This window comes from Neobacillus sp. DY30, from assembly GCF_030123065.1.
Taxonomy (GTDB): Bacteria; Bacillota; Bacilli; order Bacillales; family Cytobacillaceae; genus Neobacillus.
In genome coordinates, this window is the sequence record NZ_CP126093.1 from 5,346,689 (window position 1) to 5,361,951 (window position 15,263).

Sequence of the window (15,263 nt, forward strand, 5' to 3'; positions counted from 1 at the left end):
GATTTCTCTCACCAAAAAACTTTTGAAGGACTAATCTTACTGTGGGCTCTCCTGATTTGTCTTTTATCAACCTTATGAAGGACTAATCTTACTATGGAATCTCCTGATTTGTCTTTCATCAACCTTATGAAGGACTTATCTTCATGTGGAATCTCCTGATTTGTCTTTCATCAACCTTATGAAGGACTAATCTTACTGTGGAATTTCCTGATTTGTCTTTCATCAACCTTATGAAGGACTTATCTCACCGGAAATTCACCTGATTTGTCCTTCATCGTCCTTTTTATATCGCTGAACTAAAAATCAACAATGAAATTTAACAAAGCTTTTATTTTAAATGTTCATTTAGCACGTTTTCTTCTAGGACATCTAAACTTCCATACACTTTGGTAATATGTTTTTCTCCCCATGTGCAAAGTGAATTTAAAATCCCTTCTAAACTCCTGCCATACTCACTTAACTCATACTCCACTTTCGGCGGAACTTGATTATAAACAATACGGTTAATCACTCCATCCTCCTCTAATTCACGCAATTGCTGCGTCAACATTTTCTGAGTTATATCAGGCATCAAGCGTTTCAATTCACTTGTACGTTTCTTACCGTGGGTTAAATGGCAGAGAATCACACACTTCCACTTGCCTCCGATTACTTCCAACGTTGCTTCTACAGATATATTGTATTTCTTTTGTTGCTTCATACGTAATTCCCCTCTTATTCATAGGCACTTTTAAGTATCTATATTACTTGAAAGTATCTATATCACTTTAAAGTGCGTACTTCACTAATATCTCACTATATCCCATAATAACATTTATCGATTGGGCCGTAAAAAGCCAATCGTTAAAAAATTTACTGAAGGAGGAGACACCATATGTCTTTCAATCATAAACAAAGTTTATTTGCGCTGCTGGCATTAGCCATTAGTGCCTTTGCAATTGGAACCACTGAATTTATCAGTGTCGGACTTTTACCGTTAATTGCAAATGATTTAGAAATACCCGTTACAACGGCGGGTTTAACAGTTTCCTTATATGCCCTCGGAGTTACCTTCGGAGCACCGATTCTGACATCTCTTACTTCTAGTATGTCACGGAAATCTTTATTGCTTTGGATCATGGTCATTTTTATTATCGGAAATGGTCTTGCGGCAAGCGCAACGAGCATCAGCGTCCTCTTGGCAGCGCGCGTTATATCAGCACTTTCACATGGTATTTTCATGTCAATCGGCTCTACCATCGCAGCTGATTTAGTACCAGAAAATCGTAGAGCCAGTGCAATCTCCATTATGTTTTCAGGACTAACCGTGGCCACGGTAACAGGTGTTCCGCTTGGTACTTTTATTGGTCAACAATTTGGCTGGAGAATGGCGTTTGTTCTGATTATTGTTGTCGGAGTCATCGCATTACTTGCGAATAGTATTCTGGTTCCATCGTCTTTACGAAAAGGTAGTGTTTCATCTTTTCGTGACCAAATCAAAATCGTCACAAATGGCCGGCTTTTACTAGTATTTATCATTACTGCTTTAGGGTATGGAGGAACATTTGTCGTCTTTACTTATCTAGCTCCAATCCTGCAGGAGATCACTGGCTTTAAAGAAGCAACTGTAGTTGCGATTCTACTTGGCTATGGAATTGCGATAGCAATCGGAAATATGATTGGAGGAAAGGTATCCAATCAAAATCCGATTAAGGCACTATTTTATATGTTTATCATCCAAGCTGTTGTCTTAGTTATTTTAATGTTTACAGCACCATTTAAAATAGCTGGATTAATCACGATTTTCTTTATGGGTCTGCTGGCTTTTATGAACGTTCCTGGATTGCAAGTGTATGTGGTCATGTTGGCAGAGCGGTATGTCCCAAGCGCTGTAGACGTAGCTTCAGCCCTTAATATTGCTGCATTCAATGCAGGGATCGCGATTGGTTCCTATTTAGGCGGAATCATAACCGATTCAATTGGACTCATCCATACCACTTGGATTGGTGCCTTGATGGTTCTTGGCGCTGTCTTCCTTACTGGCTGGAGCCGAAAGCTTGAAGAAAAAAATAAAAACGTTACTGATAACCAGTGTTTATTTTCAAATCAAAAATTGGAGGTTCAATAAAATGACAAACAACTTACAAGCAACAACTACTTTATCTAATGGGGTAAACATGCCTTGGTTCGGTCTAGGGGTATTCAAAGTCGAAGAAGGTCCCGAATTAGTGAATGCTGTTAAATTTGCAATTAAACAAGGTTATCGCAGTATTGATACAGCCGCTATTTATGGGAATGAAGAAGGCGTTGGACAGGCCATTCAGGAAGCAATCAACGAATACGGAATAACAAGAGATGAATTATTCATTACCTCAAAAGTTTGGAATTCTGATTTAGGTTATGAATCAACAATAGCTGCATATGAAACAAGCTTAGAAAAACTAGGTCTCGACTATCTTGATCTATACCTTGTTCACTGGCCGGTAGAGGATAAATATCTAGAAGCATGGAGGGCATTAGAGACTCTTTATAGTGAAGGAAGAGTTAGAGCAATAGGAGTAAGCAACTTTCAAGTCCACCATCTTGAAAAAGTAATGAAGAATGCAAAAACAAAACCAATGGTCAATCAAGTGGAATACCACCCACGTCTAACTCAGGCAGAAGTCAAAACCTTTTGTGATAACAACGGCATTCAATTTGAAGCCTGGTCCCCTTTAATGCAGGGTCAATTATTTGATAATCCTCTATTAAAGGAACTAGCCAATAAATATAACAAAACCATCGCTCAAATCATTTTACGCTGGGATTTACAAAATGGGGTTGTTACCATACCTAAATCAACAAAGGAACGCAGAATAATAGAGAACTCAACCATATTTGATTTTGAACTGACAGCAGAAGATATGGACCGAATAACTAGTCTAAACGAAAATCATAGAGTCGGTCCAGACCCTGATAATATTGACTTTTAGCAAAAATAACAGGCGCCCCTATAAAAGGAGCGCCAATTTTTATATCTTTTTAACATACTCAGATTTCAAGCTCATCGCACCAAATCCATCAATTTTACAATCGATATTATGGTCCCCATCAACTAAACGAATATTTTTCACCTTCGTACCTTGTTTTAGCGTCGATGAACTACCTTTTACTTTAAGGTCCTTTATTACCGTAACGGTATCACCATCACTTAAAACATTACCATTTGCATCTTTTATAACCCTTACCTCTTCTTCAGTGGCAGATTCTAAACTCCACTCATTACCGCACTCCGGACAGATTAGTAAACTTCCATCTTCATATGTATATTCTGAATGACATTTGGGGCAATTTGGCAAAGCAGCCATACTTCATATCCTCCATTCGTTCTGTTCTTTGTATATTGTGGCATAGGTTTTTCAGACAGACAAGCACCTTCTCAATTGCTGCTTCACTTTTTCAAGCACAATCATGCAAGATAGGTTTGGGCTTTATGATTTTTTATGAAATCAATCTCTTGACATCGAGATAAATATGTATTATATTTATCTCGAATTAAAAATATATTATTTAATTATATTTTAATTAAAAGCAAATGAAATCAAAAAACCTAAATAGATAAAAAATAACAACAAGGGGTGAACAGCATGGGTTTTTTCAACAAATTATTTGGTACAACAACTAAGGAGGAAGAAACAATGACAAAAGCTAAATTAAAAATCGGTATTATCTTAGGAAGCACACGTCAAGGACGTGTCAGCCCGCAAGTAGGAGAATGGGTAAAAGGAATTGCTGACCAACGTGGAGATGCAGATTACGAAATCGTTGATATCGCAGACTACAAACTGCCATTCTTAGGTACTACTGATGGTTCAGAACCAGGAATTGCTGCTTGGAATCAAAAACTTGCTGAATTAGACGGCTTCGTATTTATTGTTCAAGAATACAACCACAGCATTACAGGTGCATTAAAAAATGCTCTTGATTTTGCACGTGAAGCATGGAATGACAAAGCTGCTGGTATCGTAAGCTATGGTTCAACAGGTGGAGCTCGTGCTGCTGAACATTTACGAGGTATTCTTGGTGAATTAAAAGTAGCTGACGTTCGTACACATCCAACATTATCTTTATTCACAGACTTTGAAAACGGCTCTGTATTCAAACCTCAAGATCTACACCAAACAAACATGACAGCAATGCTTGACGAAGTAATCGCTTGGAGCGGAGCTTTAAAAACAATCCGCTAATATCAAAAAAATGCGCCAGAGTCTATTCCAAGACTGTGGCGCATTTTCGGCTTATTTTAGCCTGTGTTACAGTGAAACTTTGTTATTGGCACCTGTTGATTTGCGCGGAAGGCACGAAGACTCCTGCAGGAGTACGGAGCAAGTGAGACCCCACAGGCGCTTGCGCCGAGGAGGCTCACCGCAACGCCTGCGGAAAGCGAAGTGCCTCGGACAGGCAGAGATCGCGCCTGTCCCTGCGGTGATTATTCAGAGAAGCTTTCCTTAGTGGAGCGCAAATCAACAGATCATTTTGACACAGGCTATCAAATCACATAATGCGCTACAGTCAATTAACGACTGTGGCGCATTTTTTTTGACCTTTGTGTTTTTACCAATTTGTCCAAGCCTTCCCTTTCAAAAAGCATATCTTATTTTTAGAGAATAACAAATTTAATTATCATTTTTGAAAGGAGAATAAAAATTGCCTAAAGCTATTCATTTAAACCTGCGAGTGGACCCGACTCAGTATATTCCCCAGATTCGCGAAGTCCCTGGCTATGATTATATCCATTTGGTCAGGCAGCCTAAGTATATGGTTCATCTGCCGCTTCTCAATGAAAAGGTCCACTACCTCAGTGAAATTTTTTCACCAAAAGAATATGTAGAAAAAAACAAAATATCATTAATCCATGCCCACCATGGTCAATTAGGTTTATTATTGCTTCCATTTAAAGAAGAAACCAACCTGCCGCTCGTAACCAGTTTCCGCGGTAGAGATGCAACCCTTGCCAATCAGCCTACTGACTATTTGAATGGCATAAAAATGCTTTTCGAACAAGGAGATCGCTTTTTCCCTGTTTGTCAGTATCTTGCACACCGAATTAATTTATGGGGATGTCCTGCCGATAAAATTAGAGTTCTCTACGGAGGAGTTGACCTTAATCTTTTCCCTTATAAGGGCCCAAATCTACATGGATCACAAAACATTGTTTCGATTGGGAGATTAGTAGAGAAGAAAGGACACCATGTCTTAATGCAGGCGTTTAGTAAGATTAAAGAAAAATTTCCTAATGCAACCCTTACCATTATTGGAGGCGGCGAGCTGGAAGGGTATATTAAATCGCTGGCTGCTCAGTTGAATTTAGGAACTTCATTTCGTTTATTAAATCGTGTACCGAAAAATCAAATACCAGAATTAATGGGACAAGCTGATATATTTTGTGCACCAAGCATAACAGCGTCCAATGGCGATGTGGAAGGTATTCCGAATACGATTAAAGAGGCTATGGCAACGGGCATACCAGTGCTCACCACCAACCATGCTGGTATTCCAGAAATCATCACCAATAACCAAAATGGTATTTTAGTACGTGAAAATGATGTTGACCATCTCGCAGAAGCATTAGAATTTATGTTATTAAATAGACACCTTTGGGAAGGTTATACCATTGCAGCTCGTCAAAGAGTAGAACAAAACTTTGACCAGAAAAAGCAGCTGCTCTTACAGGCCAAATATTATGATGAATTGTTAGGGGGATCATAATGGAAGATTTCAAATTAATTAACGTAACGAAAGGACCAAAAACTCTATTAATTGATAACCCCACTAACTACCCTTTAATTGGAATGGGTGCTCAAGGTGCTGTCTTTAAATTATCGGAGGAGCGCTGTGTAAAAATTTATTCTAATACACTTCAAGCTCAAATGGAATTAGAGGCGCTTCAAGCAGGGCAAAACTTAGAATTCTTTCCTCGATTATATGATTATGGCAAGAACTATATCGTCATGGAATACTTTAATGCTCCCACATTAAAGGAATACCTCCGAAATTGCACATATATTCCGGAATCCATTACAAAGAAGTTGCTGAATACTTTAAGTGAAATGAGAAAGGCCCAATTCACAATGGTTGACGCTCCGTTACGGCATATTTTCGTCCTTGAAAATGAAGAACTAAAGCTCATTGACCATGTAAATGCCTTCAAGCGCGTACATCCTGTGCCGCTAAAATTATTAAGAGATTTAAACATGATGTTATTAAAAGAATCCTTTTTATCTCAAGTTAAAAAGTTTGAACCAGACACATATGAAACCTGGCAAAGATATTTCGATGAAAACAAAATAGACTATCGAAACATTCCTGTCTTTTCTGGAGGAAATGGTGAAGGAGTAAAAGTCGATAGCGCCATCTCGCAAACATTAATTGGAGCAGGTCACCAAGGTGCGGTCTTTCGTATTGCTGAGGATCAGTGCGTAAAAATCTATGGAAAACCAGAACATTGTGAAATGGAAAGAACGATTTTATTGGCGAATCAAGACCTTTCCTTTATCCCAAAAGTATATGAAATAGGCGTCAACTACGTTGTCATGGAATATTTATCGGGACCAGATTTAAACACCTATCTAAAAAAACAAATCACCCTTCCTCCTACTGTCACAAAACTCTTGCTAGACATTTTAACATCTCAAAAACAAGCAGGTTTTAAACAAATTGATGCTCCATTACGGCATGTTTTTGTCACCAATTCAGGCTTTAAAATGGTCGACCATGTGTATTCGTTCTCTCGTCTGCAAGAACGTCCATTAGAACTTTTCCAAAACCTTCATGAAAGAGGTTTCCTTGACGCATTTCTTGAGCAAGTAATGCTTCTTGATCCAGCCACACATGCGGAATGGACGAAAACTCCAATCCCGCTTACGGAAGAAGAAGTTCAAATGGAAATTAAGGACATCCCTACTGTACTGCCAGTAATAAAAAATCAGAAAAACATAAAAGTGAATAAGCAGAAAAATGCCAAGGGTCATGAAAAGGGTCGTGACCATAAAAATGGCAAGGATCATGGTAAGTACAACGGCCATAAAAAGGACAAGGGTTATGGTAAGGAACGTGACCATAAAAAAGGGCATGGCAGTGATAAGGACCACCGTCAAAGCAGTAAGAAAGATAATAAGGATAAAAAGAAGGGAAATGATCGTAAAAAAGGATCTGATAAAAAATGAACATTTTAGTGACAGGTACTGCAGGTTTTATTGGGTTCCATCTTTCTAAACGGTTGCTAGCTGAAAATTATCATGTAATTGGTGTGGACAACCTTAATGACTATTACGATGTTCGTTTAAAAGATGAGCGGCTAAAACAGCTAGAAAATGACGATAAGTTTACTTTTTATAAAGTAGATTTAGCCGATGCAGAAGGTTTAAACAAAATTTTTGAGAGCCATTCCATCCCCATTGTGATTAATTTAGCTGCACAGGCTGGGGTCCGTTATAGTCTTACCCATCCACACTCCTATGTTCATTCCAACTTAGTTGGATTTGTAAATATTTTAGAGGCATGCAGGCATTATCAAGTGGAGCACTTACTTTATGCCTCGTCTAGTTCTGTCTATGGAGCCAATACAAAAACCCCCTTCTCTACTCAAGATTCTGTGGATCACCCGGTAAGTATCTATGCAGCCACGAAAAAGGCTAATGAATTAATGGCACACACGTACAGTCATTTATTTAATATCCCCACTACTGGCCTGCGTTTCTTTACCGTATATGGGCCTTGGGGCAGACCGGATATGGCCTATTATTCTTTTACAAAGGATATAATCGAAGGGAATCCAATAAAAGTGTACAATAATGGCGACATGCGCAGGGACTTTACCTATATTGATGACATTGTCGAAGGAATCGTCAAATTACTAGATCAACCGCCTGAGCCAGATACAAACAGGAATCTCGACCCAAGCACTAGTTTTGCTCCCTATAAAGTCTATAATATTGGCAACAATAGCCCCGTTAGATTAATGGATTTCATCCACACGCTCGAAAATCTAATCGGTAAAAAAGCAAAAATTGAATATCTTCCAATGCAGCCTGGAGACGTAAAAGAGACCTATGCAGATATCAGCGACCTCCAGAAGGCTGCCGGTTTCTCCCCTGCTACTCCATTACAAATAGGGTTAGGCCATTTCGTAGAATGGTATAAAAAGTTTCATTAAGAAGTTTTTTGGATTTATTTTCAGGACAGCAACTAAAAAAAAGCCACACAGCAGCTATTTACTGTGTGGCTTTAACTGTTTACTCTATTATTTTACTAATCTTCTTTTTCTTCTTTGAATAACAAAGTATGTTACACCAAGTACCAGAGTAAGCATACCCGCTAGCATAATATTGTATGCATTAGTTGCAGTATTAGGAAGTATGCTTCCACCACCAGTTGAACCATTTCCTGATCCATTTCCTGATCCATTTCCTGATCCATTATCTGTTCCAGATCCACCAGCAGCAGGTGCTTTCACCGTAACAGTTCTTTCAACAGTTGTTTTATTACCAGCCTTATCTGTAACACTGTACGTTAACGTATAGTCACCAACAGTCTTTACATCAACTGCTCCTTCAACTACTACTTGATCTGTTACATCTGCATCAACATCATCTACAGCTTTATAACCTGGATCCTTAAAAGTAGAGTTTTGTATAATAACCAGTGGGTTGTCACCAGCTAATGTAATCACTGGAGCTACTCCATCAACATTGAATGCGTTGGAAGTCCAAGCAATCTGGTTTCCTAATGTATCAGTTCCTTTTACATGCAGGTAGTACAAACCAGAAACACCACTAAGCGTTAATGTTTCGCCGCTATTGAATGATTTCCAGTCACTATCTGATTTTGGTTCTGCATCTTTTGACCACAAATATTCAAGTGTGCCATCCACCACATTAGAAACAGTAACTGTTACAGAAGGACTGCTAACAACTTCTTCTGAACCGTTGTTGTCAACTGTAGGTACTTCAGCATCATTATCCACATTGATGCCCTTAGAATAAGAAGCTACAATGGCTTCACCGGCGTTCACATTCACTTCAAGACTATATTCTCCTGTTGGAAGACCCTCTGGAAGTGTCAGCTTAACAGCCAGCTCTTTTTCAGTACGATCTGAAGTATACGTTTGTACATCAGAAACCACTACTTCGTTTGATGCATTCACTACGTCAGTAGTTACCGTTACTTCTTCACCATATGTTTCATCATCACTTACAACAGTAAGATCTAATGAATTATAACCTTCATTACTAGAATAAGTGTCTAATAGACCATTAACTTGAACATTCGCTTGGTGATCATCATATGCAAGTTGAACCTGTCCAACAGTCATATCTTCAGCTTGATCCAATACACTGATTTCTAATCCATATTTAGGTACATTGCGACCTGCATAAATTAAGTCTGGAGTTGAATAATCATTATAATCACTAAATTGTGGAATAGCAGGTTGGGCATCTAGAGCCATACCCACACCTGGCCCAAAAAATTCTGAGTAATCAAGGAACATCTCATCCGTTGTATTCAATGAGAACGCTGCATCTTGGATTTGATATCTCGTAGTTGCAGGTGAGTTATCATCTGTCCATCGTGCAATTGGTTGGTGTGCGTCAACGACACCTAGGAATCCATCTCCAGGGTGGTCTCCAACCCAGTTGTCATCATATTTATTATCTACATACCAGATAACCATACCTGGATCATAGGTTAAAACAGACTTTCCACGTGAAATGCGACCTAATGCTGTATCCGTAGCAGCCCAGTTCCTCCACTCTACTAAATAGTAGTGAGTTGATGTTGTAGTACCAGTTGATTTAGTAAACCCATCAGCAGTAAACACTGACTCATCAGATTCTGCTCCATCAGATACAACAATAGTTCCATCAACAACTACCTCAATGTCATCCACATAAAGACCTGGCAAAGCGGCAGCACCATCTGTCCAGTAATTGATTTTAATTTGTACTTCTTTACCAGTATAAGCTGATAAGTCAAAGCTTGCAGGTACCCATTTACCGTTTGTTGATCCTGTGATACCGTGCCCTGGGTTTTGTTCATATGGATTCGTATCAGTTGTGATGTTACCCTGAAGAGCAACCCATCCAGAGCCATCATTTACTTGAACGGAAGCATAATCCCAATCTTGTTCGATATCATACCAAGCATTAAACTTGAATTCTGCATTTGCAACAGTTGTTAAGTCAACTGTAGTGGTTAGGCTATTGTCTAAATCATTACCCTTTCCGCTAAAGTACTCATACTCACCGTTGGCTGGACTATTAACCTTAGTTACTTTATCAGGCAATGTTATTTTCACAGCATCAGCATTCGTACCTTTAACACTTGCCTGGTCTATATTTACAATCTTTTCACCATTCTTAATATCATCTAAACTGTATTCTACATTTTTGAACCAGTTAGAACTTGGCCATTTATTTTGAAGATATTCTTTATTATAAGGGCTAAATCCAGTTGGTTCTGTTCCATTAATAATCCCTGCCCAACTTCCTGAAGACATTAAAGTCCAATACTCAGTTGGTGCTCCAACACTATTTGCTGTATAAGCAGTATCATATTCATCTGGTAAACCTAAATCATGACCATATTCATGTGCAAATACGCCTGTTGCACCATCTTCAGGCTGGATTGTGTAATCGTAAGAAGTTAAATTTCCATTCCAATAATCAACGCCAGCTTCACCTTCTGTACCAGGAATGACTACAGGATTTGCTTGATTCCAACTATGAGACCAAATCGCATCAGCACCAATTGCGCCACCGCCAGCTTCTTCACCTGTACCAGCGTGAACGATCATCAAATGGTCGATGATTCCATCTGGCTCACGATAGTTTCCATCTCCATCTAAATCATATAAATCTTCAATGTCAAACTTACTCAAATCAATATTTGGATCCTTTGACGCGTGTGCTAATGCTTCTTGAGCCAATTCACGCGGTCTAGCGTCATTGTCATTTGCATCGTTTCCACCATAGTAGGCAGCAGGTTGTGAAGCTGTATACCATTCAGAAACGGCACCGTCAATCGTATAACTTCCACCAGATTGCTGCTCATAAAAGGCTTTCATCGAAATGAAATCTTCACCATTTCCACCTTTGAAAGTTGTATCACCAAAGACCATTTGTTCATAATGCTCTTTCGTGTAATCTTCATACATTAAGACAGGTCCGTCTTCCTCTGTAATATTACTGTTCTTATAGTCAGGGAAATCGATTAAAAGTACTAGAACTTGATCCGTTTGTACTTCTCCATCCCAGCCTTCTTCAACAATTGAACCCACTTTATGCTTACTTGCTTTTACAGAATCTTCTTTAGGTGCCGCTGGAACACCTGCATCTACTAACTCAAGACCTGCTGCCTTTTGCATATCTGTACGAACCGCTTTTTGGTCAAGTTGGTCAGCAGTTAAAGCAATTGCCTTATTAGCACGCTTTGTAAGGTAGGCATTTAATTGCTTTTCTTGCTGCGCATGCGATGCATTTTTACTAATTACTCCTTGCTTAATTAATGCCGTAAGCACCTTATCTCTATTAACCATTCCAGCGTCAAAAGGACCACTTATGTGTTTATTAATGAATGGAAGTTCTCCTTCCGAATTATGTACAACTTTACTCTTCGCACTTGCCGACGGGACATTCCCAAGCACTGGAGCAAAAGAACTAAATACTAAACTTGCAGACAAAACTGAAGTCCCGAGTATTTTTTTCCACTCTGCCATTTATTCTTCCTCCCCCTTCTATGTCTTTTAAACTATTAGTCTACCCTCCTACTATTTTTGGGTTCTATCTTTTTACATACTATTCTGAAATTATGATAGATTCTATAAAAATATACCACAAAAATTTACAAATTAAAGTACTTTTTCCCCATAATTATCAAAAAAATTCCAGTATTTTTACTATTCATTTCATTATTATTAGCATACCATTAAAATTAATATGGTCTCTCTATGTCAATAAACAGGAGTACTATGATAAAGGTAATAGTTCATTCAGACTAGGAAAATTAAAAATCAAAATTATAAAATGCATAATGTAACAAATGTACACTTGGGTACGACTAATAAATAAATGGGGTGGAAAACTATGGTGAAAAAACTAAACTTACTTTTTCTTGCTTTATTACTAGTTACCGGTTGTTCAAATGATAAAGAAAATGCCAACCGAGAAATGGAGGCTAATACTCAAACTCAATCATCTGACCAATTAAAGTCAGATGATAAAACTGAAATCCCAGAAACAATGTCTCAATCCAGTGATGAAGAAATGTCTAGTCCGAAAGAACAGACGGCAACAAACAGCCCGTCTAAATCTCCTCCTCCTAACGATAAGGGAAATAGTAAATGGCAACCACCCGTAATTACGGACGCAGATACGAAAAAAATAACTCCAAGTATTACGTACAAACAAGAGGGCAAAAAAGTCCATTTTACTTTCAACGTGAGAAATAATCTAGATCATTTGTTTACCTTTCATTTTGATACGGCACAACAGTATGATTACATTATTAAAGATCAGAACGGAAATGTAATACAGACCTATTTAAAAGAGACAAAAGCCCCCAATTTGCCCGGTGAACAACCGGTAAAACCAGGTGGATCTATTTCGTATGAAGTACAAGTTGAAAACTTGCCGCCCGGTTCCTATCTAATTAGCTTCGTACTGACAGCTAAAGAATTCCAGCCAAAAATGGCACTTGAATTTGTAGTGGATTAACTATTAAAAGAAAAGCACTTTAAAATATGTGCTTTCTTTTTTTGACTATTTTTTAATCATATCTTTAATGTCCATCCACCAGGAAACGGTGTCGTCGAAGGTGCTGCTCTTGAAGTTTCCTTTGATGAAGGCCAAACTTGGGAGAAAGTAGACTTGGCTCCAGAAGGCTCGGTTGGATGGCTATGATAAAACATCAAAACAAGCCTGGAGGTTCAGTCTCACTTCGTACTAGTGCATGGGACGATAAGGGCAGCCGTATTGCACAAGAAGTGATTAAGGCTTATGGGTTGAGGTAGGATTGCGAATTAGTATATAAGTCTAACATACGTTTTTGTCCCCACTTATTGGGGACTTTTTTTGCGTATTGTCCTTTATTACTCTTATGAAAGACAAATCTCTTGGTTCCTTATTATGATTAGTCCTTCATTACCCTTATGAAAGACAAATCTCTTGGTTCCTTATTATGATTAGTCCTTCATCCCCCTTATGAAAGACAAATCTTTTGGTTCCTTACTAGGATTTGTCCTTCATCCCCTTTATGAAAGACAAATCTCTTGATTCCTTACTATGATTTGTCCTTCATCACCCAAAATAGTATAGATTTTATTAGGTACATAAAACTGTAAAAAATATGAAAGTATAGTAAGTATATTGTTTTTTCGTTAGGAGGTTAAATTGTGCAGGGGAAACATATAGTTAAGCTTCCACTGATCATACTTTTTCTAACTGTTACATTTTTAGCCAACAGCGATCAAGGGAAGGAAGTACATGCATTCTCAAACCAGGTTCTTCAACAAGGAGCCCGTGGAGAGGATGTCATTGAGTTACAATCGCGTCTTGCCTATAATGGCTTTTTTAAAAGTAAGATTGATGGAATTTTTGGGTGGAATACTTACTGGGCTGTACGGAATTTCCAGTATGAATTTGGACTTCCTGTCGACGGAATTGTCGGGGCAAATACAAAGGCAATGCTGGTTAGGGCAACAAAGTATGAAAAGAATGGCAATAACAGTTCTAACGCCGCCAATGTTCCAAGCGGTTATAGTGCAAATGATATCCGTTTGATGGCAAATGCCGTGTACGGGGAAGCCCGCGGGGAACCCTATGAAGGTCAAGTCGCGGTTGCAGCTGTCATTATAAACCGGGTTCAAAGTGCTTCTTTTCCAAATACTGCAGCCGGGGTGATTTATGAACCAGGAGCCTTCACGGCAGTTGCTGATGGACAAATTAATTTAACACCAAATGAAACAGCAAAAAAGGCAGTCCAGGATGCTTTAAATGGTTGGGACCCAAGCGGAAATGCCCTATATTACTTTAATCCTGATACCGCAACGAGCAGTTGGATCTGGAGCCGTCCACAGATAAAGAAAATTGGTAAACATATATTTTGTAAATGAAAAGTCTTATAGAGGTGGGTCTATGTGACTGAATTTGTTACATCCATTGGAATTCGGGCAAGTGGCAGTATTCTTTTCTTCAAATAGAAAGAGGATGACTCAAAAATCGAGTCATCCTCTTTCTGTTTAACAAACCCTGAAACCTTAGAAAACAATCGTTTTATTCTGATGAACAATAATCCGGTCTTCAATATGCCATTTCACTGCTCGAGCCAATACACTTCTTTCTACTCTACGGCCAATTTTTTTCAAGTTGTCCACATCGTCACGGTGATCAACACGTGCAATATCCTGCTCTATAATCGGTCCTTCATCCAAATCATTGGTCACATAATGAGAGGTTGCTCCAATTAGCTTTACCCCGCGGGCATGGGCACGTTCATATGGTCTTGCCCCAATAAACGCTGGTAAAAAGGAATGATGTATATTAATAATTCTTTTTGGATTGGCAGCGACAAATTTAGGCGTCAAGATTTGCATATAACGTGCTAATATCACTAAATCAATTTCATATTCTGTTAATAACTCAAGCTGTTTCTCTTCGACCTGTTCTCGAATATCCTTATTCGCAGGAATATAATAAAACGGTATATTTAAAGCTTCTACTGCATCTCTAGCTTCCTCATGATTACTGATGACCAGCGCGATATCCGCCATTAAATCACCACTTTGCCATTCCCATAGCAGTTCAAGCAAACAGTGAAGCTCCTTAGATACAAAGATAGCTGCTTTTTTTACCTGATAGACGTGCGTTAATTTCCAATCCATCGAAAACTTCTCAGCAACTGCAGCAAACTGCCCTTCCATATCCTTTGCCTTTTCCTTTAGGTTCGGGCATTCAAATTCAATACGGATAAAAAATACTCCGCCTTCCGGATTGGTAGAATATTGACTAGATTCGATGATGTTTGCTTGAAACGAAAATAAAAACTGCGAGATCGCTGAAACAATCCCTGGCTGATCTGGACAACTTACGAGTAATCGTCCACGATTACGGTTCTCTTGTTGGAATTTTTCTAGTTGGTCTTTGATATAAGCATTCATTTTCATAACTCCTCTATTATTATTAGAAAAGATTATACAGCACACAGCCTTTAGAAGCGAAGATTTTCTTGAAAATTCTAATTTTATTTCA

General features: G+C 38.6%; 12 protein-coding genes. 8 read left to right on the top strand and 4 right to left on the bottom strand.

The genetic code is table 11. The annotated features are described in order from the left end of the window. Positions 1 to 328: 328 nt before the first annotated feature. Positions 329 to 700, bottom strand: a complete 372-nt coding sequence (locus tag QNH29_RS26460; RefSeq protein WP_283862240.1) for a winged helix-turn-helix transcriptional regulator — start codon at positions 698 to 700, stop codon at positions 329 to 331. A gap of 174 nt (positions 701 to 874) precedes the next feature. Here QNH29_RS26460 and QNH29_RS26465 point away from each other — a divergent pair, with 174 nt between their 5' ends. Next, entirely contained in the window at positions 875 to 2,107 is a 1,233-nt protein-coding gene (locus QNH29_RS26465) for an MFS transporter (protein WP_283862241.1), read from the top strand. 1 nt (position 2,108) lies between these two features. Further along, complete coding sequence (locus QNH29_RS26470; RefSeq protein WP_283862242.1) at positions 2,109 to 2,951, top strand: aldo/keto reductase; 843 nt, start codon at positions 2,109 to 2,111, stop codon at positions 2,949 to 2,951. A 39-nt stretch (positions 2,952 to 2,990) separates the two neighbouring features. Here the strand turns inward: QNH29_RS26470 and QNH29_RS26475 are convergent, their stop codons facing one another. Beyond that, on the bottom strand, positions 2,991 to 3,326 hold the full coding sequence (locus tag QNH29_RS26475; RefSeq protein ID WP_283862243.1) for a zinc ribbon domain-containing protein YjdM: 336 nt from the start codon (positions 3,324 to 3,326) through the stop codon (positions 2,991 to 2,993). 279 nt (positions 3,327 to 3,605) lie between these two features. On the opposite strand from QNH29_RS26475, the gene QNH29_RS26480 reads away from it, so the two are divergent. The 4 genes from QNH29_RS26480 (at position 3,606) to QNH29_RS26495 (ending at position 8,173) form a co-directional block, all read left to right on the top strand. Further along, positions 3,606 to 4,205 (top strand): NADPH-dependent FMN reductase, encoded by a 600-nt coding sequence (locus QNH29_RS26480; protein ID WP_283862244.1) that lies wholly within the window; start codon positions 3,606 to 3,608, stop codon positions 4,203 to 4,205. A gap of 460 nt (positions 4,206 to 4,665) precedes the next feature. Further along, a complete protein-coding gene (locus tag QNH29_RS26485) occupies positions 4,666 to 5,727 on the top strand; it encodes a glycosyltransferase (protein WP_283862245.1) in 1,062 nt (353 codons plus the stop codon). Further along, complete coding sequence (locus tag QNH29_RS26490; RefSeq protein ID WP_283862246.1) at positions 5,727 to 7,184, top strand: RIO2 family protein; 1,458 nt, start codon at positions 5,727 to 5,729, stop codon at positions 7,182 to 7,184. Before QNH29_RS26485 ends, QNH29_RS26490 begins: the two co-directional genes overlap by 1 nt. Beyond that, on the top strand, positions 7,181 to 8,173 hold the full coding sequence (locus QNH29_RS26495; protein WP_283862247.1) for an NAD-dependent epimerase: 993 nt from the start codon (positions 7,181 to 7,183) through the stop codon (positions 8,171 to 8,173). Before QNH29_RS26490 ends, QNH29_RS26495 begins: the two co-directional genes overlap by 4 nt. 87 nt (positions 8,174 to 8,260) lie before the next feature. Here the strand turns inward: QNH29_RS26495 and QNH29_RS26500 are convergent, their stop codons facing one another. Continuing rightward, the gene (locus QNH29_RS26500) at positions 8,261 to 11,734 is read right to left on the bottom strand and encodes an immune inhibitor A domain-containing protein (protein ID WP_283862248.1); all 3,474 of its coding nucleotides are present in this window, start codon (positions 11,732 to 11,734) and stop codon (positions 8,261 to 8,263) included. A gap of 367 nt (positions 11,735 to 12,101) precedes the next feature. On the opposite strand from QNH29_RS26500, the gene QNH29_RS26505 reads away from it, so the two are divergent. After that, complete coding sequence (locus QNH29_RS26505; RefSeq protein ID WP_283862249.1) at positions 12,102 to 12,731, top strand: BsuPI-related putative proteinase inhibitor; 630 nt, start codon at positions 12,102 to 12,104, stop codon at positions 12,729 to 12,731. 692 nt (positions 12,732 to 13,423) lie between these two features. Then, entirely contained in the window at positions 13,424 to 14,128 is a 705-nt protein-coding gene (sleB, locus tag QNH29_RS26510; protein ID WP_481858846.1) for a spore cortex-lytic enzyme, read from the top strand. Positions 14,129 to 14,272: 144 nt separating this feature from the next. On the opposite strand, the gene purU is transcribed toward sleB, so the two are convergent. Beyond that, positions 14,273 to 15,172 carry a formyltetrahydrofolate deformylase gene (gene purU / locus QNH29_RS26515; protein ID WP_283862251.1) on the bottom strand — a complete coding sequence of 300 codons (900 nt, stop codon included), beginning with the start codon at positions 15,170 to 15,172 and terminating at the stop codon, positions 14,273 to 14,275. Between the last annotated feature and the right edge of the window lie 91 nt (positions 15,173 to 15,263).